This window comes from Streptomyces eurocidicus, from assembly GCF_002891295.1.
Taxonomy (GTDB): Bacteria; Actinomycetota; Actinomycetes; order Streptomycetales; family Streptomycetaceae; genus Streptomyces; species Streptomyces eurocidicus.
Genome location: NZ_LGUI01000012.1, coordinates 149824 through 172521, shown reverse-complemented (window position 1 = coordinate 172521; position 22698 = coordinate 149824). Strand labels below are relative to the sequence as shown.

Sequence of the window (22698 nt, the reverse complement as noted above, 5' to 3'; positions counted from 1 at the left end):
TGCCATGAGCGCCGAGGACCTCGAAAAGTACGAGACCGAGATGGAGCTGAAGCTCTACCGGGAGTACCGCGACGTCGTCGGTCTGTTCAAATACGTGATCGAGACCGAGCGGCGTTTCTACCTCACCAACGACTACGAGATGCAGGTGCACTCGGTGCAGGGCGAGGTCTTCTTCGAGGTCTCGATGGCCGACGCCTGGGTGTGGGACATGTACCGGCCGGCCCGCTTTGTGAAGCAGGTGCGGGTGCTCACCTTCAAGGACGTGAACATCGAGGAGCTCAACAAGAGCGACCTCGACCTTCCGGGTGGCTGAGTTGTCCACAACCGCCGGGTTGTCCACCAAGATCCAATAGATCGGGGCGGTGGCGGCAGAGTCGGTGCCGGAGGTGGTGCCGATGAACGCCCGAGGAGCCCTGGGCCGCTACGGCGAGGAACTGGCCGCCAGGCGGCTCGCCGAGGCCGGGATCGTCATCCTGGACCGGAACTGGCGGTGCCGGGAGGGCGAGATCGATCTGGTCGCCCTCGACGCGGACGCCCTGGTCGTGTGCGAGGTCAAGACCCGCCGCGCGGGTGTGTACGAACACCCGATGGCGGCCGTCACCCCGGCCAAGGCCGAGCGGCTGCGGCTGCTGGCCGGGCGCTGGCTGGAGCGGAACGGCGGCCCGCCCCCGGGCGGGGTGCGGATCGACGTGGTGGGCGTGGTCGTCCCCGACCGGGGCGCGCCCGCCGTCGAGCACGTCAAGGGGGCGGCCTGATGGGTTTCGCCCGTACGTGCTCGGTGGCCCTGGTGGGCGTCGAGGGCGTGGTCGTGGAGGTCCAGGCCGATCTGGAGCCGGGCGTCGCGGCCTTCACCCTGGTCGGCCTGCCCGACAAGAGCCTCTCGGAGAGCCGCGACCGGGTCCGCGCGGCGGTCGTGAACTCCGGGGCGGAGTGGCCCCAGAAGAAGCTGACGGTCGGTCTGAGCCCGGCCTCGGTCCCCAAGGGTGGCAGCGGTTTCGATCTGGCGGTGGCCTGCGCGGTGCTCGCCGCGGCCGAGCGGGTCGACCCGCGTGAGATCGCCGATCTGATGATGATCGGCGAGTTGGGTCTCGACGGCCGGGTCCGTCCCGTCCGCGGTGTCCTCCCCGCGGTCCTGGCCGCCGCCGACGCGGGGTACCGCCAGGTCGTCGTCCCCGAGCGCACGGCCGCGGAGGCCGCTCTCGTGCCCGGTGTCTCGGTCCTCGGGGTGCGCAGCCTCCGTCAGCTCATCGCCGTTCTGACGGACGAGCCGGTCCCCGAGGAGGAGGACCCGCCCCAGGAGGGCCGGCCCGACCCGATGCTGGCGGGGCTGGCGGTGCCGGGGCTGGGTCTGGGGTCGGGCGCGCTCTGCGGCCCGGACGGCGCGGCCCGGACGCCCGATCTGGCGGAGGTCGCGGGGCAGCGGCAGGCCCGCAAGGCCCTGGAGATCGCGGCGGCGGGCGGCCACCACCTCTATCTCAAGGGCCCGCCCGGCGCGGGCAAGACCCTGCTGGCCGAGCGTCTGCCGGGGCTGCTGCCACCGCTGACGTCCCAGGAGGCCCTGGAGGTCACGGCGGTGCACTCCGTCGCCGGAGTCCTGCCGCCCGGCAAGCCGCTGGTGGACGCCCCGCCGTACTGCGCGCCGCACCACTCGGCGACGATGGCCTCCCTGGTGGGCGGGGGCAACGGCCAGCCGAGACCAGGCGCGGTGTCCCTTGCTCATAGAGGTGTGCTTTTTCTGGACGAAGCGCCTGAATTCAGTGGGCGGGCGCTGGACGCCCTGCGACAGCCGCTGGAGTCGGGAAGCGTCGTGGTGGCCCGTTCCGCCGGGATGATGCGGATGCCCGCCCGGTTTCTGCTGATGCTGGCGGCGAATCCCTGCCCCTGCGGTCGGCACTCGCAGTTCGGTGAGGGGTGCGACTGCGCTCCGGCCGCCGTCCGCCGCTATCAGGGCAGGCTCTCGGGGCCCCTGCTGGACCGGGTCGACCTCAGGGTCCGGGTCGAGGCGGTCACCCGGGCCGAACTCACCGGCCGGGACGGCGCGGTGGAGGACACCGCGACGGTCGCCGCGCGGGTGCGCGAGGCGCGGGAGCGGACGGCGGCCCGCCTCGGTGGGACGCCCTGGCGGACCAATGGCGAGGTGCCCGGCCATGAGCTGCGGACCCGCTGGCACCCGCTGCCCGGAGCCCTGGCGGAGGCCGAGCGCGACATGGAGTGCGGCCTGCTGACGGCCCGTGGGCTCGACCGCGTCCTCCGGGTCGCCTGGACCGTCGCCGACCTGGCCGGGCACTCCCGGCCGGACGCGGACGACGTGGCACAGGCCCTCCAGCTGCGCACCGGCGTCGGCCGCGGTGTGCCGGTCGAGGCGGGAGCGCGCTGATGGCGGCCCGGGATATGCGCCGACGTCGCGTCGCGGCGCGGACCGAGGGGCCGTCATGACCGCCCCCGCCCCGGACCGCCTGGCGCGGGCCGCGCTGACGCGGCTGACCGAGCCGGGGGACGAGCGCGTCGGCCGGTGGCTGCGCGAGATGGGGCCCGAGGCGCTGGTGCGGGGGCTGACGGGGGCCGGGCCCGCGCCGCCGGGCGCGGGCGAGGAGCGGCTCGCGGGGTGCCTGGCGCGGGCCGCCGCGCTCGACCCCCACGGCGACCTCGACGCCATCGCCCGGCTGGGCGGCCGCTTCCTCGTCCCCGGCGACCCGGAATGGCCCCGCCAGCTCGACGACCTCGACGACGCCCGCCCCCTGGGGCTCTGGGTGCGCGGCACCGCCGATCTGAGGTTCTGGGCCCTGCGCTCCGTCGCCGTCGTCGGCGCCCGGGCCTGCACCGACTACGGCTCGCACGTGGCGACCCTCCTCGGCGCCGGCCTCGCCGAGCGCGGCTGGGTGGTGGTCTCCGGGGCGGCCTTCGGAGTCGACGGCGCGGCGCACCGAGGTGCCCTCGCCGCCGACGGGGCCACGGTGGCCGTGCTGGCCTCGGGGGTCGACGTGCCCTATCCACGCGGACACGCCGAGTTGATCGACCGGATCACGGAACAGGGTCTGGTGCTCGCCGAGTTGCCGCCCGGCGGCCATCCCACCCGCAGCCGTTTCGTCCTCCGCAACCGCGTCATCGCCGCCCTGACCAGGGGAACGGTGGTCGTCGAGGCCCAGTACCGCAGCGGATCGCTGGTCACGGCGCGGTGCGCCCGGCGGCTGGGGAGGCAGACGATGGGCGTCCCCGGCCCGGTCACCTCGGGGCTCTCGGCCGGTGTCCATGAACTGCTGCGCGAGGAGGCCCACCTGGTGACCGACGCCGACGAGATCGTCGAGCTCGTCGGCGGCATCGGCGAACTCGCCCCCGAGCGGCGAGGGCCCGTCGTGGCGCGCGACCTGCTGCCACCCGCCGCGGCCACTGTGCTCGACGCGGTCCCCGGAGGAACCGGCGGCACCCCGGGGACCATCGCCCGGAACGCCGGTCTGAGCAGGGACCGCACCCTCGGTGGCCTCCATGAACTCCGGGCCCTGGGCTTCGTCGAACGTCACGGTGATCACTGGAAGTTGGCCGACCCGCCGTCAACATCCGGCACCCCCAAGCCCCTCGGACGGCGCCCCACCACGCGGCGAGGCGGTTCTTGACCTGGGGCGATCGGGTGAAAGGGTTAAGGGGACGACCGTGGGAACCGATACGGCGGGCCCGGCACGGTCACCGGACGCCCGGCCGCCGTGCACCGGGGCCACGGAAAGTGGAACGTATCTGCATATCAACCGAAGGGGCTCTCCTCGCGCACCGCAGCGCCACAGTCACGCTACGCTCACGGGAATCCAGCCATTCGTACCTCTCCCTTCACGTCACAGCAGAACGGCTCAAGACGACGAATGCCCCAGCACACCTCCGGGTCCGATCGCGCGGCGGCGCCACCCGCGGCGCGCGGCCCCGTGCGCCCTCCCGCTCCCTCGACCCTCGATGAGCTGTGGCGGTCGTACAAGGCTTCGGGCGACGAGCGGCTGCGGGAGCAGCTGATCCTCCACTACTCGCCGCTCGTGAAGTACGTGGCGGGCCGGGTCAGCGTCGGCCTGCCGCCCAATGTCGAGCAGGCGGACTTCGTGTCCTCCGGCGTCTTCGGACTCATCGACGCCATCGAGAAGTTCGACCCCGCGCGGGAGATCAAGTTCGAGACCTACGCCATCACCCGCATCCGCGGGGCGATGATCGACGAGCTGCGGGCGCTGGACTGGATCCCGCGCTCGGTCCGGCAGAAGGCCCGGGCGGTCGAGCGCGCGTACGCCACCCTGGAGGCGGCGCTGCGGCGTACGCCCTCCGAGGCCGAGGTGGCGGCCGAGATGGGCATCGCCGTCGAGGAACTGCACGCCGTCTTCAGCCAGTTGTCGCTGGCCAATGTGGTGGCCCTGGAGGACCTGCTGCACGTCGGCGTGGACGGCGGCGAGCGGCTGAGCCTGATGGACACCCTGGAGGACACCGCCGCGGACGACCCGGTGGAGGTCGCCGAGGACCGCGAGCTGCGCCGGCTGCTCGCCCGCGCCATCAACACCCTCCCCGAGCGGGAGAAGACCGTGGTGACCCTCTACTACTACGAGGGCCTCACGCTCGCCGAGATCGGCCATGTCCTCGGTGTCACGGAGAGCCGGGTCAGTCAGATCCACACCAAGTCCGTGCTTCAGCTGAGGGCGAAGCTCGCGGACGTCGGGCGCTGACCGCGGAGGGAAACCTCCCACCAGCGTCGTCCCGGTCAGGGGATATCCGTAAAGTGGGGCCGTGCCCAGGATTCGAGCGGCCTCCGTGGCCGAGCACCGGACTATGCAGCGCGACGCCCTGCTGGACGCTGCCCGCTCCCTGCTGTCCGAAGGCGGTACGGAGGCGTTGACCTTCCCCGCGCTGGCGGAGAGGACCGGCCTGGCCCGGTCCTCGGTCTATGAGTACTTCCGCTCCCGCGCGGCCGTGGTCGAGGAGCTGTGCGCCGTCGACTTCCCCGTCTGGGCGGCGGAGGTCGAGGCCGCCATGGAGCGCGAGGACACGCCCGAGGCGAAGATCGAGGCGTATGTGCGACGGCAGCTGGCGCTCGTCGGCGACCGCCGGCACCGGGCCGTGGTCGCCATCTCGGCCGGGGAGCTGGACGCGGGCGCCCGCGAGAAGATCCGCGCCGCCCACGGCGGCCTGATCGCCATGGTCGTCGAGGCCCTCGTCGGCCTCGGCCACGACCAGCCCCGGCTGGCGGCCATGCTCCTCCAGGGCGTCGTGGACGCCGCCGTCCGCCGTATCGAGCTCGGCGCGGCCGAGGAGCCGGACCGGATCACCGAGGCGGCCGTCTCCATGGCCCTGCGCGGGGTCCGCGGCTGACACCGCCCGCGCGAGCGGCCCCAGCGGGCCGGTCAGCGGCAGCAGCCGGGACGGCGGCCGGCGCAGCATCCACGGCGGCAGCAGGCTCAAGGGGTCGAGGTACGTCCCGCCGCGGAGCAGTCCCCAGTGCAGGCACCCCGCCGGGCAGTGGGAGGGCCCCGACTGGAGACTGCCGACCCGTGCCCCCGCGGGCACCGCGTCGCCCTTCCGCACCGACGGCCGCACCGGCTCGTAGGTGATGCGCAGCGGCGGCTCCCCGCTCCCCGACAGCTCGACGGCGACCACGCCGCGCCCGGCGACCGTCCCGGCGAAGGACACCGTCCCCGGGGCGGCCGCCCTGACGGGGGCGCCCGCGCGGGCGTCGAGGTCCACGCCGCGGTGCCCCGAGGCCCAGGGGACCGGTGGCGGGTCCCACGCCCGGACGATCGACGGCCGGGCCGTGCGGGCCCCGCTCACCGGCCAGGCGCGGTCGCCCGGGACCCGCTCCCGCTCGACGGGCGGTCCGGCGGCCGAGGCGTTCACCAAGGCGTTTTCTGGGGCCTGCGTGAAGGCTGTGGCGACTGTGATGCATGCGATGACCAGCGGTAATACACGGAGAGTGACCGCTCGTGCGAGGCGGCCGAGGGCCCGGCCGGGGTGGCGCGGACCGCTTCGGAAGGGCCGGGGAAGGTGTGGGGCGAAGGTCATGGCAGCACCGTGGCGCACCCCGCCGAACCGCGGGGATCTTGGCCGTGACCGGTGGACTACTCGCGGGTTGTGGACAACGCCGTCACCCGGGCCTTCCCCGGTCCCGTACACTTCTCATGGCGATCCGGGTGACCGGATCGACTTCGCACGCCCCGCTACCGGCGCGTCAGTCCCTTTCGGGCAGCCCGGTGGCCGTGTCACTCGGTCCGCGGAACGGTTCCTCGCAAAGGCACCTACCGCGGCGGGCACGTCGGGGCGTCAGGAGCGGCGGCCGCCCGGCCGCCGTGGAACCGAGTATTTCAAGGAGCGCGGCCATGGCCGTCGTCACGATGCGGGAGCTGCTGGAGAGCGGCGTCCACTTCGGTCACCAGACCCGTCGTTGGAACCCGAAGATGAAGCGTTTCATCTTCACGGAGCGCAACGGCATCTACATCATCGACCTGCTCCAGTCGCTGTCGTACATCGACCGCGCCTACGAGTTCGTCAAGGAGACCGTCGCGCACGGTGGCTCCATCATGTTCGTCGGTACGAAGAAGCAGGCCCAGGAGGCCATCGCCGAGCAGGCGACGCGCGTCGGCATGCCCTACGTCAACCAGCGCTGGCTGGGCGGCATGCTCACCAACTTCTCGACCGTCTACAAGCGCCTGCAGCGCCTGAAGGAGCTCGAGCTCATCGACTTCGAGGATGTGGCCGCCTCCGGCCTCACCAAGAAGGAGCTGCTCGTCCTCTCCCGCGAGAAGAGCAAGCTGGAGAAGACCCTCGGCGGTATCCGCGAGATGCAGAAGGTGCCCAGCGCCGTCTGGATCGTGGACACCAAGAAGGAGCACATCGCCGTCGGTGAGGCGCGCAAGCTGCGCATCCCGGTCGTCGCGATCCTCGACACCAACTGCGACCCCGACGAGGTCGACTACAAGATCCCGGGCAACGACGACGCGATCCGCTCCGTCACCCTGCTGACCCGTGTGATCGCCGACGCCGTCGCCGAGGGCCTCATCGCCCGTTCCGGTGCCGCCACCGGTGACGCCAAGGCCGACAAGGCCGCCGGCGAGCCGCTCGCCGAGTGGGAGCGCGACCTGCTCGAGGGCGAGAAGAAGGCCGACGACGAGGCCGAGAAGCCCGCCGAGGCCCCGGCCGAGGCTCCGGCGGCCGACGCCGAGCAGGCCTGACACCTCAGTCCCGGTAGTTGAACGGCGGGGGTCGGCGCGAGCAGCGCCGCCCCCCGCCGTGCACCCGTAGTCAACGACTTTCGAGAGAGATTCACCATGGCGAACTTCACCGCCGCTGACGTCAAGAAGCTCCGTGAGCTCACCGGCGCCGGCATGATGGACTGCAAGAAGGCGCTGGACGAGGCTGCCGGCGACCTGGAGAAGGCCGTCGAGATCGTCCGCGTCAAGGGTCTGAAGGGTGTGGCCAAGCGCGAGAGCCGCACCACCGAGAACGGCGCCGTCGTCACCTCCATCGCCGACGACAACACCTCCGGTGTCATCGTCGAGCTGAAGTGCGAGACGGACTTCGTCGCCAAGGGTGACAAGTTCGTCACCGTCGCCGACGCTCTGGCCGCCCACATCGCCAAGAGCGCCCCGGCCGACCTTGAGGCGCTCATGGCGTCCGAGATCGAGGCCGGCAAGACCGTCCAGGCGTTCGTGGACGAGGCCAACGCCACCCTCGGCGAGAAGATCGTCGTGGACCGCTTCGCGCAGTACGCCGACGGCAAGGTCTACTCCTACATGCACCGCACCGCCGCGGACCTGCCCCCGCAGGTCGGCGTGCTGGTCGAGCTGGACAAGGAGAACGCCGAGGTCGCCAAGGACGTCGCGCAGCACATCGCCGCCTTCGCGCCGAAGTTCCTGACCCGTGACGCCATCCCGGCCGACGTCGTCGAGAACGAGCGCCGCGTCGCCGAGGCCACCGCTCGCGAGGAGGGCAAGCCCGAGGCCGCCCTGCCGAAGATCGTCGAGGGTCGCGTCACCGGCTTCTTCAAGGAGCAGGTCCTGCTGGACCAGCCCTTCGCGAAGGACAACAAGAAGACCGTCCAGAAGATCCTGGACGAGGCCGGTGTCACGCTGAAGCGCTTCGCGCGCATCCGCGTCGGCGCCTGAGCCTGTAGCAGGGCAGCGATTGACCTGCGACCCGCTAGGGTCGTATGCAGCCGGCCCGTCACCGGTCGGCCGCTGATGTGACGAGGAGGCCATTGCCGCAGAGGGATCTGATAAGGACCCGTCCGGCAATGGCCTTCTTCGTATGTGCACGAGGAGATCTCCAATGAATCAGGGTGCGGACGCCCGGCAGACCGCCGAAGACAAGAGCGCTGACCACGGCAAACGCCGCCGGTTTATGCTGAAACTGTCCGGCGAGGCATTCGCCGGCGGCGGGGGCCTCGGTGTCGACCCCGATGTCGTGCACGCGATCGCCCGCGAGATCGCGGCGGTCGTCCGCGACGGGTACGAGATCGCCGTCGTGATCGGTGGCGGCAACTTCTTCCGCGGCGCCGAGCTCCAGCAGCGCGGCATGGACCGGGCCCGGTCGGACTACATGGGCATGCTCGGTACCGTCATGAACTGCCTCGCCCTCCAGGACTTCCTGGTCAAGGAAGGCATCGAGACGCGGGTGCAGACCGGCATCACCATGGGCCAGGTCGCGGAGCCGTTCATTCCGCTGCGCGCGGTACGCCATCTGGAGAAGGGTCGCGTCGTCATCTTCGGCGCGGGCATGGGCATGCCCTACTTCTCCACCGACACCACCGCCGCCCAGCGCGCCCTGGAGATCCACGCCGAGGCGATCCTGATGGGCAAGAACGGCGTCGACGGGGTCTACGACTCCGACCCGAAGAAGAACCCCGACGCGGTGAAGTTCGACGCTCTCGAGTACGGCGAGGTGCTCTCCCGCGGCCTCAAGGTCGCCGACGCCACCGCCATCTCCCTGTGCATGGACAACAAGCTCCCGATCCTGGTCTTCGAGCTGCTGGCCGAGGGCAACATCGCCCGCGCGGTCAAGGGTGAGAAGATCGGCACGCTCGTGAGCGACGAGAGCACGCGGGCCTGACGGCTCGTACGGCCGTCCGTGGCGTTCACGCCCACACGGACGGCAACACCGTGCCGTGGGAAGACCTCGGCACGGGGATGGACAACGGCCTGCCGGTCGGACACCGTGCAGGAGAAGACGCGCGCAGGGGCGAGGCTCTGCTTACTGATAACACCAGGAGCAAGTGGTGATCGAAGAGATCCTCCTCGAGGCCGAGGAGAAGATGGAGAAGGCCGTTGTGGTCGCCAAGGAGGACTTCGCGGCGATCCGCACCGGGCGTGCGCACCCGGCGATGTTCAACAAGATCGTGGCGGACTACTACGGTGCGCTGACGCCGATCAACCAGCTGGCGTCCTTCTCGGTGCCGGAGCCGCGCATGGCCGTGGTGACGCCGTTCGACAAGACCGCGCTGCGCAACATCGAGCAGGCGATCCGTGACTCGGACCTCGGCGTCAACCCGAGCAACGACGGCAACATCATCCGGGTGACGTTCCCGGAGCTGACCGAGCAGCGCCGCAGGGACTACGTCAAGGTCGCCAAGACCAAGGCCGAGGACGCCAAGGTCTCGATCCGCTCCATCCGCCGCAAGGCCAAGGACGCCCTGGACAAGCTGGTCAAGGACAAGGAGTCCGGCGAGGACGAGGTGCGCCGCGCGGAGAAGGAGCTCGACGACACCACCGCGAAGTACGTCGCGCAGGTGGACGAGCTGCTCAAGCACAAGGAAGCCGAGCTCCTCGAGGTCTGATGAACGAGACATCCTGGGGAACCCCGCAGGGCGCCGCGTACTGGGGGTCCACCGACCGGGGGCCCTCCTCTGCGGCCCCCTCGGCGGGTCCTGTGCGCGAGGCGGGCGACGCGGCGCAGACTCGCCCCATGCCCATCGTGCCCGCCGCAGGCGGAGACCAGGACGACCGTGACCAGGGGGCCGCACACCTTCGCGGCCCCCTGTTCCGCGATGAACAGGAGCCCGACATCCGGCCCCAGGACCCGCCCCCGGTGCCCGCTTCCCCGCAGGCCCCGCAGTCGGGGAAGAAGAGCGCCGGCCGCGATCTGCGGGCCGCGATAGGGGTGGGACTGGGCCTCGGCGCGGTCATCATCGCCTCCCTGTTCATCTACAAGCCCGTCTTCCTCGGCGTCATCGTGCTCGCCGTCGTCGTCGGGCTGTGGGAGCTGACCTCCCGGCTCAGCGAGAAGAAGGGCGTCAAGGCCCCCCTGGTGCCGCTGGCGCTCGGTGGTGCCGCGATGGTCATCGCGGGCTATGCGAGCGGCGCCGAGGGCGCGTGGGTGGCCATGGCCTTCACCGCGCTGGCCGTGCTCGTATGGCGCATGACGGAGCCGCCGGACGACTACCTCAAGGACGTCACGGCGGGCATCTTCGCGGCGTTCTACGTACCGTTCCTCGCCACCTTCGTGGCGCTGATGCTGGCCGCGGGCGACGGCGCGTGGCGGGTGCTGACCTTCCTGATCCTCACGGTGGTCAGCGACACCGGCGCGTACGCCGTGGGCTGGAAGTTCGGCAAGCGCAAGCTGGCGCCGCGCATCAGCCCCGGGAAGACCCGCGAGGGCCTGCTGGGCGCGGTGGCGTTCGCCATGGTGGCGGGTGCACTGTGCATGCACTTCCTGATCGACGACGGGGTGTGGTGGCAGGGTCTGCTGCTCGGTCTCGCCGTCGCGGCCAGCGCCACGCTGGGCGACCTCGGGGAGTCGATGATCAAGCGTGATCTCGGCATCAAGGACATGGGCGCGCTGCTGCCCGGCCACGGCGGGATCATGGACCGGCTGGACTCCCTGCTGCCGACCGCACCGGTGGTCTGGCTGCTGATGGTCGTCTTCGTCGGCTCCTGAGCCGGGCCAGGTACCCTGGAAGGGCTCGTCGCTGTGCGGCGGGCCCTTTTCCGGCCCCGCGCCCGCGGGGGTGCTCCCGTGAGGTCTCCGGGTCCCGGCTTCTTGCCGCCGCCGGCTCCGCGATCGCGGAGATCATCCGCAGTCGTCAACGAGGAGTTTCCGCTCATGGCCCCCGCGCCTGGAGAACTGACGTTCGTCGCCCCCCGTGGGGCCAAGAAGCCGCCGCGGCACCTTGCCGACCTCTCGCCTGCCGAGCGCCGTGAGGCGGTCGCCGCGATCGGCGAGAAGCCGTTCCGCGCCAAGCAGCTGTCGCAGCACTACTTCGCCCGGTACGCGCACGACCCCGCGGCGTGGACGGACATCCCGGCGGCGGCCCGCGAGAAGCTCGCGGCCGAGCTGCTGCCGGAGCTGATGAGTGTCGTCCGGCACATCTCGTGCGACGACGACACCACCCGTAAGACCCTCTGGCGCCTGCACGACGGCAAGCTGGTGGAGTCCGTGCTCATGCGCTACCCCGACCGGGTCACCATGTGCATCAGCTCCCAGGCCGGCTGTGGCATGAACTGCCCGTTCTGTGCCACCGGCCAGGCGGGCCTGGACCGCAATCTGTCCACCGCCGAGATCGTCCACCAGATCGTGGACGGCATGCGCGCCCTGCGCGACGGCGAGGTCCCGGGCGGTCCCGCCCGGCTGTCCAACATCGTCTTCATGGGCATGGGCGAGCCCCTCGCGAACTACAAGCGGGTCGTCGGCGCCATCCGCCGCCTGACCGACCCCGAGCCGGACGGCCTCGGCCTGTCCCAGCGCGGCATCACGGTCTCCACCGTCGGCCTGGTCCCGGCGATGCACCGCTTCGCCGACGAGGGCTTCAAGTGCCGCCTCGCCGTCTCGCTGCACGCGCCGGACGACGAGCTGCGCGACACCCTGGTGCCCGTCAACACCCGCTGGAAGGTCCGCGAGGTCCTCGACGCCGCGTGGGAGTACGCCGAGAAGTCCGGCCGCCGGATCTCCATCGAGTACGCCCTGATCCGTGACATCAACGACCAGGCGTGGCGTGGCGACCTCCTCGGCCGGCTCCTCAAGGGCAAGCGGGTGCACGTCAACCTCATCCCGCTGAACCCCACCCCGGGCTCCAAGTGGACGGCCTCCCGCCCGGAGGACGAGCGGGCCTTCGTCGAGGCGATCGCCGCCCACGGTGTGCCGGTGACCGTCCGGGACACCCGGGGCCAGGAGATCGACGGCGCCTGTGGGCAGCTGGCGGCCACCGAGCGCTGAGCCGGCCCACCGGAGGCGCACTGATACTGTGCCTTCGCACAAATGAACAATCCGACAGGGGAGCGCGCGAGCGCTGAGAGTGCGGCACAGGCCGCAGACCCTCGGACCTGATCCGGGTCATACCGGCGTAGGGAGTCAGCATCTTCATGAACACCAATCTCCGGCGTGCCCTCGGGGCGGCCGTCGTCGCCGCGCTCGGCCTGCCCGTACTGGCCGCCTGCGGCGGCTCGGGCGGCTCCGGCGAGGCGGACGGCGGCAAGACCGTCACCCTCGTCTCGCACGACTCCTTCGTCGTCTCGGACGGCGTCCTGAAGGACTTCGAGAAGGAGAGCGGCTACACCGTCAAGGTGATCAAGAGCGGTGACGCCGGCTCGGCCGTCAACCAGGCGATCCTCTCCAAGAGCCACCCGCAGGGCGACGTCTTCTTCGGCGTCGACAACACCCTGCTCTCCCGGGCGCTCGACCAGGACCTCTTCACGCCTTACGAGGCCAAGGGCCTGGACCGGGTGCCGAAGAACCTCCAGGCCGACGCCGCCCGGCACCGGGTCACCCCGGTCGACACCGGCGACATCTGCGTCAACTACGACCGCGCGTACTTCGCCGACCACAAGCTGGCACCGCCGCAGTCCCTCGACGACCTGATCAAGCCGGAGTACAAGAACCTCCTCGTCACCGAGAACGCCGCCACCTCCTCGCCCGGCCTCGCCTTCCAGCTCGCCACCGCCGCCAAGTACGGCGACGACGGCTGGCAGGACTACTGGAAGAAGCTCAAGGCCAACGGCGTCGAGGTCGTGAGCGGCTGGGAGCAGGCGTACAGCGAGCGCTTCTCCGGCTCGGCCGGCGGCAAGAAGGCCAAGGGCGACAAGCCGCTGGTCGTCTCCTACGCCTCCAGCCCGCCCGCCGAGGTGATGGGCGTGAAGCCGGAGCCCAAGGAGGCGCCCACCGGCGTCGCGACCGGCACCTGCTTCCAGCAGACGGAGTTCGCCGGGCTGCTCAAGGGCGCCAAGAACACCAAGGGCGGCCAGGCGCTGATCGACTTCCTGCTGGGCAGGAGGTTCCAGGAGGACATGCCCCTCCAGATGTTCGTCCGGCCCGTCAACCAGGACGCCGCGCTGCCCGAGCTGTTCACCAAGTACGGCGCCAAGGTCACGGATCCCCACACCCTCGACCCGGAGAAGATCGCCAAGAACCGGGAGCAGTGGGTCAAGGCATGGTCCTCGATCGTCCTGAAGTAGCGGCCCGCCGGACGCCCCGCCGGCCGGGCTCCCGGCCGGCGCTCCGGCGGACGGCGGTGCGGCTCGGCCTGATGGCCGTGCCGCTCGCCTTCTTCGGGGTCTTCTTCGCCTACCCCGTCACCGCCATCGTCCTCCGTGGGCTCAAGGACGGCGGCCGGTGGCGCTTCGGGCGCGTGGGCGAGGTGCTCACCGACCCCGCGATCGGCCACGTCCTGTGGTTCACCACCTGGCAGGCGGCCGCCTCCACGGCCCTGACGCTCGCCCTCGCCCTCCCCGGCGCGTACGTCTTCGCCCGCTTCGACTTCCCCGGGAAGCGGCTGCTGCGGGCGGTGGTGACCGTGCCCTTCGTGCTGCCGACCGTCGTCGTGGGCTCCGCCTTCCTGGCGCTGCTCGGCCGGGGCGGGCTGCTCGACGAGATGTGGGGCGTCCGGCTGGACACCACCGTCTGGGCGATCCTCCTCGCCCATGTGTTCTTCAACTACGCCGTGGTCGTCCGGACCGTCGGCGGCCTCTGGGCACAGCTCGACCCGCGCCAGGAGGAGGCCGCCCGGGTGCTGGGCGCGGGCCGGTTCGCCGCCTGGCGGCGGGTCACCCTGCCCGCCCTCGCGCCGGCCGTGGCCGCCGCGTCCCTGATGGTCTTCCTCTTCACCTTCACCTCCTTCGGCGCCGTCCAGATCCTCGGCGGACCCCGCTACGCCACGCTGGAAGTGGAGATCTACCAGCAGACCGCACAGCTCCTGGACCTGCCGACGGCCGCGGTGCTCACGCTCCTGCAGTTCGTCGCGGTCGCCGTGCTGCTGGGTGTGCACGCCCGGACCGTGCGCCGCCGCGAGTCCGCCCTGCGGCTGGTGGACGCCGCGCACACCGCGCGCCGCCCGCGCGGCCCCGCCCAGTGGGCGCTGCTGGGCGGTGTGCTCACCGTGATCGCCCTGCTGGTCCTGGTGCCGCTGGTCGTGCTCGTGCTGCGCTCCTTCGACGGGCCCGACGGCTACGGCCTGGCCTTCTACCGCGCCCTGGCCTCCGCCGGCGGCAGCGGCGGTACGTTCACCGTCGCCCCGCTGGAGGCCCTCGGCAACTCCCTGGCGTACGCGCTGGCCGCCACCGGGATCGCCCTGGTCGTCGGTGGGCTGGCCGCCGCCGCGCTGACCCGGCGCGCGGGCCGGCTCGTCCGGGGCTTCGACGCGCTCCTGATGCTGCCGCTCGGCACCTCCGCCGTGACCGTGGGCTTCGGCTTCCTGATCACCCTGGACGAGCCGCCGCTGGACCTGCGCACGTCGTGGATCCTGGTGCCGTTGGCACAGGCGCTGGTGGGCGTGCCCTTCGTCGTCCGGACCGTGCTGCCGGTGCTGCGCGCCGTGGACGCCCGGCTGCGCGAGGCCGCCGCGGTGCTCGGCGCGTCCCCGCTGCGCGCGTGGCGCGAGGTGGACCTGCCGTTGGTCGGCAGGGCGCTGGCGGTCGCGGCGGGCTTCGCGTTCGCGGTGTCCCTGGGGGAGTTCGGCGCGACGGTGTTCATCGCCCGCCCCGACAGCCCGACCCTTCCGGTGGCCGTGTCCCGGCTGCTGGGCCGCGCCGGTGAGCTCAATTACGGGCAGGCCATGGCCCTCAGCACGATCCTGATGCTGGTGTGCGCGACGGCGCTGCTGGTTCTGGAGCGCATCCGCACCGACCGTTCGGGAGAGTTCTGATGTCCTTGCTGCGACTGGACGGCGTCACGGTCCGTTTCGGGGAACGCGCCGCGCTGGACGCGGTGGACCTGGAGGTCGCCGAGCACGAGACGGTGTGTGTGCTCGGCCCGAGCGGAAGCGGGAAGTCCACACTGCTGCGGGTGGTGGCGGGGCTCCAGCGGGCGGACGCCGGGCGGGTGCTCCTGTCCGGGAACGACCAGGAGGGCGTGCCCACGCACCGCCGCGAGGTGGGTCTGATGTTCCAGGACCACCAGCTCTTCCCGCAGCGCGACGTCGGCGGCAACGTCGCCTTCGGACTGCGCGTGCGGAAGGTGGGCCGTGCCGAGACGGAGCGCCGGGTCGCCGAGCTGCTGGAGCTGGTGGGGCTGCCGGGCGCGGGGCGGCGCGCCGTCGCGGCGCTGTCCGGCGGTGAGCAGCAGCGGGTGGCGCTCGCTCGCGCCCTCGCGCCCCGGCCCCGGCTGCTGATGCTCGACGAGCCGCTCGGCCAGCTGGACCGCGGTCTGCGCGAGCGGCTGGTGGTGGAGCTGCGCGAGCTCTTCGGCCGGCTGGGCACCACGGTGCTGGCCGTCACCCACGACCAGGGCGAGGCGTTCGCGCTCGCCGACCGGGTGGTGGTGATGCGCGACGGGCGCATCGCCCAGGCGGGGACGCCCCTGGAGGTGTGGCAGCGGCCCGCGTCGGAGTTCGTGGCCCGCTTCCTCGGGTTCGACAACGTGGTCGCGGCGCGCGTGAGCGGTGGGAGGGCGGACACGGTGTGGGGCGGGATCCCGGTGCCCGCCGGTACGCCCGCGGGCGACCGCCGGCTGCTCGTACGGCCGGCGGGTGTGCGGCTGGTGCCGGACGGGCGAGAGGCCGGCGGGCTGCCGTGCACGGTGACCGGCCGGACGTTCCGGGGCGACCATGTGGTGGTGCTGTTGCGGCCCGCCGACGGGCCGCAACTGGAGGCGGCGTGCGGGCTGCGGGGCGCACCCGAGGTGGGGGACCGGGTCGGCGTCGTGTTCGACGCGGGCGAGGTCGTGGTGCTGGACGGCCCCTGAGACGGCCGTAAGGGCCTGGCTGTAAAGGCCCGACCGTAAGGGCCCGCCGTCCCGTCCATGGAGGACGGGGCAGCGGGCCCTTACGCGTATGCGCCGGGCGTCAGCCCGTGGTGGTCGGTTCGAGCTTCTTCGCTTCCGGTTCGGCCGCCGGCGCGCCCTCGGGCTCGCCGAACCAGGCGACCGCCACCGCTCCGGCCACGGCCAGCAGGAAGCCGAGGATCGCCATCCAGGCGAAGCCGGACCGGGAGGTGTCGCCGAGCCAGACCACGCCGATGATGCCGGGCAGCACGGTCTCGCCGACGACGAGGGCGGCGGTGGCCCCGTTGACCGAGCCGATCTGCAGGGCGACCGTGTGCAGGTACATGCCGACGCTGCCGGCTATGAGGATGGCGTACAGCGCCGGGTCCGCGAGCATCGTGGGCAGGTCGAACGGGTCGATGCCGTCGAGGATGCGGACGCCCACGCCGATCGCGCCGAAGCCGAGGCCGGACAGCAGACCGGCCAGGATGGCGGCCCGCGACCCCAGGAAGTGGACGGCCACCCAGCCGCCGCCCATCAGCACGACGGAGATGATCAGCAGCCACCAGTGGGTGGACCGGGCGGCCTCACCGCTGCCCTCGTGGCCCGCCGCGGTCGCCAGCAGCACCAGCGCGGAGCAGACGACGCCGATCGACATCCACTCCTTCCTGGTCAGCCGGATGCCGAGCAGCTTGATGCTCAGCAGGGCCGTGACGATCAGGTTGGCGCTGATGACCGTCTGGGAGAGGAAGAGCGGCAGCATCCGGGCGGCCAGCGCGCCCAGGGCGAAGCCTATGAAGTCCAGGACCGTACCGACCATGAACTCCCAGGTCACCGCGGCCTTCGCGGTGGACGAGAGGCTCGGCCCGCCGTGCTGGGTGGTGCCCGTGGTGGAGGCCGCCGCGGCCTCCCGGCGGGCGGACTTGCGCGATCCCACGGCTTGCAGGACCGAGCCTGTTCCATAACAGGCCGAGGCCGCGACAGCCGTCAGAAGGCCGATGATCACCAATAGCTCCGTTCGCCTGATAAACCGTCGTGCTCCAAAGCCAGACGCGGATTTCGGCGTGGAAGTTGCCTTGGGTCAAGAAAAGGTCAAAAACCGGGTCCCGGGCCGGTCAGTGCCCGGCGTGCCCCGCCAGCCGGGTCAGCGCCGCCGGCACCTCCTCGACGGTGTCCACCAGCGCGATCCGCCGGGCCATCGGCCGCCCCTCGGCGAGGGCCTCCAGGAGCGGCCAGGCCGGCAGCGCGGACGTCCAGTGCGCACGGCCCACCAGGACCATCGGCCTCGGCTCGCCCCGCGACCCGTAGAAGTTGGGCGTGGCGTCGCCGAAGATCTCCTGGACGGTCCCGGCGGCGCCCGGAAGGAAGACCACCCCGGCGTCGGCACGGCTCAGGAGCCCGTCCTCGCGGATGGCGTTGGCGAAGTACTTGGCGATGTGCCCGGCGAAGGCGTTGGACGGCTCGTGCCCGTAGAACCAGGTGGGGACGGACAGCGAGGGCCCGCCGTCGGGCCGCGCCGCCCTTACGGCGAGAGCCGTCGCCGCCCAGGCGCCCACGGACGGGGTGAAGCCGGGGACGCCACGGAGGTCCGCCAGCGCCCGGTCCAGCATGCCGTCCTCGAACGGCGCGGCGTACGCGCCGAGGTTCGCGGCCTCCATCGCGCCCGGCCCGCCGCCCGTGGCGACCATCAGGCCGGAGCGCGCCAGCGCCCGGCCGAGCCGGGCCGCGCCCGCGTACTCCGGCGCGTCGCGGCGCAGGCCGTGGCCGCCCATGACGCCCACGACGCGCTCCCCGACCAGCAGCTCGTCCAGGGCGTCGGAGACCGCGTCGTCATGGATGCCGCGCAGCATCGAGGCGACGACGTCACCGTCCGCCCTGGTCCGCTCGAACCACGCGTACGCGAGCGCGTCGGGAGTGTTGCCGTAGCCCTTCTCCAGGCCCTCGTACAGCTCCTCGGGGCGGTAGAGCGTGCCCCGGTAAGGATCGAAGGGCAGATGGGGCACCGGCGGGAAGACCAGCGCGCCGTCGGCCCGTACCTTCGCGGCCGCCTCCCGCTCCATCGGACAGCCCAGGAAGACCGTCCCGGAGGTGTCGACGGCCAGCAGGACGGCGGTACGGGCCGTCAGGTCGACGGACTGCACCCGGTGTCCGGCGAGGGAGCCGGTGGCGGAGACGACCCGGTCGAACTCCTCCAGCGACTCGATCTCCTCCGTGGCACCGGGGGGCATCGACCGTCACCGTGTCATGGGCAGGGCCGCCAGCTCGGCGATCGCCCAGGTCAGCGGGGTCAGTACGGCCAGGAGCACACCCGTGCGCAGGACGGCGGCGCCACGGAGCAGCGAGTGGGGGATGCCCAGGCGGTTCAGCGCCGTGGTGGTGCCGGTGCGGCTCTGGCGGCTGTCGAGGGCCGCGGTGATGGCGGTGGCGGTGACGCAGGACATCACCAGGCCCGCGCCGAGGCCGGTGAGCGGGCCGAAGGGCCGCGAGCCGTCGGCCTCCCACGCCGCGCCGTACAGCTCGGCGGCGGCGAGCGACGCCGAGGCCACCGCGCACAGCACCCCGAGCGGCCGGCCGATCCGGGTCGCGGCGTCCTGCAGTATGCGCCCGGCCAGCAGTCGCACGGCGCCCGGCCGTCCGGCCGCCAGCAGGACCCCGCACCAGTGGGTCAGCCCGGGGCCCGCCAGGACGAGCCCCAGGGAGGCCAGCAGCCAGCCGCCGATGACGCCGGGGGAGGCGCCGTCGGAGCCGGGCAGGGCGAGCAGGGTGTCGGGGTCCGGAGCCGGTCCCCGGGCCACGTACGCCTCCATGGCCAGGCCGACCGTGATGATCGTGATGCCCCAGGGGAGCCCGGTGTAGCTGGGCTTGGGGGCGGGCGGCGGCGTGGGGACGACGGGGGCGGCGGGAACGTCCGCGGGGTCCTGTGCGGCGTCTGCGGGCTGTTTCGCGGCCCTGGCGGCCCGTGCGGCCCCCGCGCGCGGCCGCAGGGCGAGGGCGCAGGTGCCGGCGGCGAGCACCGGCAGCAGGCCCAGGAGGGTCAGCGTCGCGGCCCAGGGCAGCGGGGCGTTCCCGTCCAGCAGCCCGGAGGCGGAACCGCTCAGCGGGGTGCCGCCGAGGTCGCCGCGCAGCTCCAGGTAGACCAGCAGGGCGACGCCGCTGCCGAAGGAGCAGGAGAGGGCCGTCGACGCGGCCGCGAGCAGGGACAGCCGCACCGGGCCGAGGCCGATGGCGTCCAGGCCGTCACGGGGCCGGGTGGCGGGGTCCGTACGGGCCACGGCGAGGGCGAACTGCACCACGGCGGCCAGCGGCACGGCGCACCACATCAGCCGGACGAGTGACTCCCCGGTGGACTTGGGGTGGGCCACCGCGTATCCGAGCGTGCACAGCAGCAGGAACCCGACGCCCGCCGCGGCGGCCGCGACCAGCAGCCGCCGCAGCAGGACGAGCGGATGCGCGCCGCGCGCTAGGCGGAGACTGAGCACGCGGCCCTGCCCTCGCCCTCGGACGCGTCGGGAACCGGGACCCCGCTCGTGCGGCGGCCGTCGACCAGGGTGACGGCGCGGTCCGCCAGGGTGGCGATCTCGTCGTCCGGGCCGGCGACGACGACGGTGATCTGGTGCGAGCGCGCGGCCGTGGTCAGGGTGCGCAGCACCTGGGCGCGGTCGGCGTTGTGCAGCGGGGCGGTCGGCTCGTCCGCGAAGATCACCGTCGGTTCGGTGGTCAGCGCCCGCGCGATGGCGACCCGCTGACGCTGGGCCATGAGCAGTGCGCCGGGCCGCTTCCGGGCGCAGTCGCCGACGTCGAGGCGCTCCAGCCACTCGCCGGCGGTCCGTCTGGCGGCCCGGTGGCCGATGCCGCGCAGCAGCAGCGGCAGGGCGGCGTTCTCCCAGGCCGACAGCTCGGGCACGAGGTGGGGCTCGCTGTCGATCCAGCCGAACCGCTCCCGGCGCAGCCGCTCGCGTGCGGAGCGCGAGAGGGTGTGCACGGGCGCGCTGTTGAACCACACCTCGCCCGGGTGGGGTACGAGCTGGCCCGACAGGCACTTGAGCAGGGTGGACTTCCCGGAGCCACGTGGTCCGGTGACGGCGAGGATCTCGCCTTCGCGCACGCCGAGGGAGACTCCGGCGAGTGCGGGGGAACCGCTGTATGCGTAATGCAGGCCGCGTGCCCAGAGCACGTCGTTGTCCGGCGGGGCCACCATATCGAGCACCTCGGGTCGCTGAAGGGTCCGTTCCCCTGACCGGCTGAACGAACCGGAGGCCATTGGGTCACTGGCACCGTACGGAACCGGGATCCTAGCCCCCTCCCAGGCTCGGCGCTGGAGTGCCTCACTTTCCTCCGGTCGGCCTCATCCCCGGCCGTCGCCCAAGAGTCGGAGCGCGTCCGCGCACCGCCGGTGAGCGGATGTGCGGCGGGGGCGCGGGCGGACATGGCGAAAGCCGTGGCCCACGCGCGCGTACTGCGAAGGGGGTCGCGCGGGGCCACGGCGGAGGGACGGCGCCGGGAATGGACCGGACGCCGTCCGGGTCGGTGCCGGACAGTGGGTCAGATCTTCGTCCACGCCTCCGTAAGGACGCCGCGGAGGATCTGCTCGATCTCATCGAAGGTGGACTGGCCGGCGATCAGCGGCGGCGCGACCTGGATGACGGGGTCGCCCCGGTCGTCGGCCCGGCAGTACAGACCGTTCTCGAACAGCTTCTTCGACACGAAGCCGTAGAGCAGCCGCTCGCAGTCCTCCGGCGTGAACGACTCCTTGGTGGCCTTGTCCTTCACCAGCTCGATGCCGTAGAAGAAGCCGTTGCCGCGGACGTCGCCGACGATCGGCAGGTCGTGCAGCTTGGACAGGGTCGACAGGAAGGCCGACTCGTTGTCCAGCACGTGCTGGTTGAGGCCCTCGCGCTCGAAGATGTCGAGGTTGGCCAGCGCGACGGCGGCGGAGACCGGGTGGCCGCCGAAGGTGTAGCCGTGCAGGAAGGTCGCGTCGCCCTTGAAGAACGGCTCGGCGATGCGGTCGGAGATGACGGCCGCGCCGATGGGGGAGTAGCCGGAGGTCATACCCTTGGCGCAGGTGATGATGTCCGGGACGTAGCCGAACTTGTCACAGGCGAACATCGTGCCGAGGCGGCCGAAGGCGCAGATGACCTCGTCCGACACCAGCAGGACGTTGTACTTGTCGCAGATCTCGCGGACCCGCTGGAAGTAGCCGGGCGGCGGCGGGAAGCAGCCGCCCGCGTTCTGCACGGGCTCCAGGAAGACGGCGGCGACGGTGTCGGGGCCCTCGAAGAGGATCTGCTGCTCGATCTGGTCGGCGGCCCAGCGGCCGAACGCCTCCGGGTCGTCGCCGTGCACCGGGGCGCGGTAGATGTTGGTGTTGGCCACCTTGTGCGCGCCGGGGACCAGCGGCTCGAAGGGGGCCTTGAGGGCCGGCAGGCCGGTGATGGACAGGGCGCCCTGGGTGGTGCCGTGGTAGGCCACCGACCGCGATATGACCTTGTACTTCCGGTGGTTGCCGGTCAGCTGGTGGTACTGCTTCGCCAGCTTCCACGCGGTCTCCACGGCTTCGGCGCCACCGGTGGTGAAGAAGACCTTGTTGAGGTCGCCGGGGGCGTAGTGGGCCAGCCGCTCGGCGAGCTCGACGGCCCTGGGGTGGGCGTAGCTCCACACCGGGAAGAAGGCCAGCTCCTGCGCCTGCTTGTTGGCCGCTTCGGCCAGCTCGGCGCGGCCGTGGCCGGCCTGGACCACGAACAGGCCGGCGAGACCGTCGAGGTAGCGCTTGCCCTTGTCGTCGTAGATGTAGGTGCCCTCACCGCGCACGATGGTCGGCACGGCTGCGTTCTCGTACGACGACATGCGGGTGAAGTGCATCCACAGGTGGTCGTACGCCGTCTGGGAGAGGTCCTTGCTCACGGCTATCGGGTTCCCCATGTGTAGGTCTGCTTGCGGAGCTTGAGGTAGACGAAGCTTTCGGTGGAGCGCACGCCGGGGAGGGTCCGGATGCGCTTGTTGATCGTTTCCAGGAGGTGGTCGTCGTCCTCGCAGACGATCTCGATGAGGAGATCGAAGGAGCCGGCGGTCACCACGACGTACTCCACCTCGTCCATCGCGGTCAGGGCGTCGGCGACGGGGTCGAGGTCGCCCTCGACGTTGATGCCGACCATCGCCTGGCGCCGGAATCCCACGGTGAGCGGGTCCGTGACGGCGACGATCTGCATCACGCCCTGGTCGAGCAGCTTCTGCACGCGCTGCCGGACGGCCGCCTCGGACAGACCTACCGCCTTGCCGATCGCCGCGTAGGGGCGGCGGCCGTCCTCCTGGAGTTGCTCGATGATCGCCAGGGAGACGGCGTCGATCGACTGCGTGCCCTGCACGCTCTTGGGGTCTGCACTACGAGTGGCCACGGAGACCACTGTGCATGGGACTCGCCCGTGTGGCAACCCGGAATCGATGAAATTCGTTGTGAGGAACCTTTTAGAACACTGATTCCGTTGTTCATGGGGAGTGGGTATGTCGAAAGCGTCGCCTTACTGACTAGGCTGGGCGTCTCACCCAATGGACCTGAAAGAAGGG

At 71.9% G+C, this 22698-nt stretch carries 21 protein-coding genes, 1 pseudogene and 1 riboswitch; of the genes and pseudogenes, 15 read left to right on the top strand and 7 right to left on the bottom strand.

Annotation, left to right across the window (positions count from 1 at the left end; all coding sequences use genetic code 11):
- Nucleotides 1-4 precede the first annotated feature (4 nt).
- From AF335_RS30105 to AF335_RS30080, 6 genes are all read left to right on the top strand, one after another.
- Complete coding sequence (locus AF335_RS30105; protein WP_009714730.1) at nt 5-313, top strand: DUF2469 domain-containing protein; 309 nt, start codon at nt 5-7, stop codon at nt 311-313.
- An 82-nt stretch (nt 314-395) separates the two neighbouring features.
- On the top strand, nt 396-755 hold the full coding sequence (locus AF335_RS30100; RefSeq protein ID WP_102921606.1) for a YraN family protein: 360 nt from the start codon (nt 396-398) through the stop codon (nt 753-755).
- On the top strand, nt 755-2377 hold the full coding sequence (locus AF335_RS30095) for a YifB family Mg chelatase-like AAA ATPase (RefSeq protein ID WP_102921605.1): 1623 nt from the start codon (nt 755-757) through the stop codon (nt 2375-2377). The genes AF335_RS30100 and AF335_RS30095 overlap by 1 nt, the downstream gene beginning before the upstream one ends.
- Before the next feature lie 55 nt (nt 2378-2432).
- Nucleotides 2433-3611 (top strand): DNA-processing protein DprA, encoded by a 1179-nt coding sequence (dprA, locus tag AF335_RS30090; protein WP_102921604.1) that lies wholly within the window; start codon nt 2433-2435, stop codon nt 3609-3611.
- Between the two features lie 240 nt (nt 3612-3851).
- Nucleotides 3852-4688 (top strand): RNA polymerase sigma factor WhiG, encoded by an 837-nt coding sequence (whiG, locus tag AF335_RS30085; protein ID WP_102921603.1) that lies wholly within the window; start codon nt 3852-3854, stop codon nt 4686-4688.
- 85 nt (nt 4689-4773) lie between these two features.
- A complete protein-coding gene (locus tag AF335_RS30080; RefSeq protein WP_102921602.1) occupies nt 4774-5331 on the top strand; it encodes a TetR/AcrR family transcriptional regulator in 558 nt (185 codons plus the stop codon).
- A 150-nt stretch (nt 5332-5481) separates the two neighbouring features.
- Here the strand turns inward: AF335_RS30080 and AF335_RS30075 are convergent.
- Nucleotides 5482-6018: pseudogene (locus AF335_RS30075) on the bottom strand (peptidoglycan DD-metalloendopeptidase family protein); the annotation flags it as partial.
- A 314-nt stretch (nt 6019-6332) separates the two neighbouring features.
- Here AF335_RS30075 and rpsB point away from each other — a divergent pair.
- The 9 genes from rpsB (at nt 6333) to AF335_RS30030 (ending at nt 16116) form a co-directional block, all read left to right on the top strand.
- Nucleotides 6333-7184, top strand: coding sequence for a 30S ribosomal protein S2 (gene rpsB, locus AF335_RS30070; protein ID WP_087926041.1), 852 nt, complete (start codon nt 6333-6335; stop codon nt 7182-7184).
- Between the two features lie 96 nt (nt 7185-7280).
- Complete coding sequence (gene tsf / locus AF335_RS30065; protein ID WP_102921601.1) at nt 7281-8117, top strand: translation elongation factor Ts; 837 nt, start codon at nt 7281-7283, stop codon at nt 8115-8117.
- Between the two features lie 163 nt (nt 8118-8280).
- The gene (pyrH, locus tag AF335_RS30060; RefSeq protein WP_102921600.1) at nt 8281-9060 is read left to right on the top strand and encodes a UMP kinase; all 780 of its coding nucleotides are present in this window, start codon (nt 8281-8283) and stop codon (nt 9058-9060) included.
- A 166-nt stretch (nt 9061-9226) separates the two neighbouring features.
- Nucleotides 9227-9784 (top strand): ribosome recycling factor, encoded by a 558-nt coding sequence (frr, locus tag AF335_RS30055; RefSeq protein WP_087926038.1) that lies wholly within the window; start codon nt 9227-9229, stop codon nt 9782-9784.
- On the top strand, nt 9784-10884 hold the full coding sequence (locus AF335_RS30050; RefSeq protein WP_102921599.1) for a phosphatidate cytidylyltransferase: 1101 nt from the start codon (nt 9784-9786) through the stop codon (nt 10882-10884). Before frr ends, AF335_RS30050 begins: the two co-directional genes overlap by 1 nt.
- 165 nt (nt 10885-11049) lie before the next feature.
- On the top strand, nt 11050-12159 hold the full coding sequence (rlmN, locus tag AF335_RS30045; protein WP_102921598.1) for a dual-specificity RNA methyltransferase RlmN: 1110 nt from the start codon (nt 11050-11052) through the stop codon (nt 12157-12159).
- A gap of 46 nt (nt 12160-12205) precedes the next feature.
- A riboswitch (TPP riboswitch) is annotated at nt 12206-12310 on the top strand.
- Entirely contained in the window at nt 12306-13394 is a 1089-nt protein-coding gene (locus AF335_RS30040) for a thiamine ABC transporter substrate-binding protein (RefSeq protein ID WP_102921597.1), read from the top strand. Its footprint overlaps the riboswitch before it by 5 nt.
- Before the next feature lie 71 nt (nt 13395-13465).
- The gene (locus AF335_RS30035; RefSeq protein ID WP_102921697.1) at nt 13466-15079 is read left to right on the top strand and encodes an ABC transporter permease; all 1614 of its coding nucleotides are present in this window, start codon (nt 13466-13468) and stop codon (nt 15077-15079) included.
- The gene (locus AF335_RS30030) at nt 15079-16116 is read left to right on the top strand and encodes an ABC transporter ATP-binding protein (RefSeq protein ID WP_102921596.1); all 1038 of its coding nucleotides are present in this window, start codon (nt 15079-15081) and stop codon (nt 16114-16116) included. Before AF335_RS30035 ends, AF335_RS30030 begins: the two co-directional genes overlap by 1 nt.
- A gap of 100 nt (nt 16117-16216) precedes the next feature.
- On the opposite strand, the gene AF335_RS30025 is transcribed toward AF335_RS30030, so the two are convergent.
- From AF335_RS30025 to AF335_RS30000, 6 genes are all read right to left on the bottom strand, one after another.
- Entirely contained in the window at nt 16217-17140 is a 924-nt protein-coding gene (locus tag AF335_RS30025) for a DMT family protein (RefSeq protein ID WP_102921595.1), read from the bottom strand.
- A gap of 109 nt (nt 17141-17249) precedes the next feature.
- On the bottom strand, nt 17250-18362 hold the full coding sequence (locus AF335_RS30020) for an LOG family protein (protein ID WP_102921594.1): 1113 nt from the start codon (nt 18360-18362) through the stop codon (nt 17250-17252).
- A gap of 6 nt (nt 18363-18368) precedes the next feature.
- Nucleotides 18369-19613, bottom strand: a complete 1245-nt coding sequence (locus tag AF335_RS30015; protein ID WP_102921593.1) for a hypothetical protein — start codon at nt 19611-19613, stop codon at nt 18369-18371.
- Nucleotides 19595-20332, bottom strand: coding sequence for an ABC transporter ATP-binding protein (locus AF335_RS30010; RefSeq protein WP_102921592.1), 738 nt, complete (start codon nt 20330-20332; stop codon nt 19595-19597). The genes AF335_RS30015 and AF335_RS30010 overlap by 19 nt, the downstream gene beginning before the upstream one ends.
- Nucleotides 20333-20676: 344 nt before the next feature.
- A complete protein-coding gene (locus tag AF335_RS30005) occupies nt 20677-22056 on the bottom strand; it encodes an aspartate aminotransferase family protein (protein ID WP_102921591.1) in 1380 nt (459 codons plus the stop codon).
- Entirely contained in the window at nt 22041-22538 is a 498-nt protein-coding gene (locus tag AF335_RS30000; protein ID WP_102921590.1) for an Lrp/AsnC family transcriptional regulator, read from the bottom strand. The genes AF335_RS30005 and AF335_RS30000 overlap by 16 nt, the downstream gene beginning before the upstream one ends.
- Between the last annotated feature and the right edge of the window lie 160 nt (nt 22539-22698).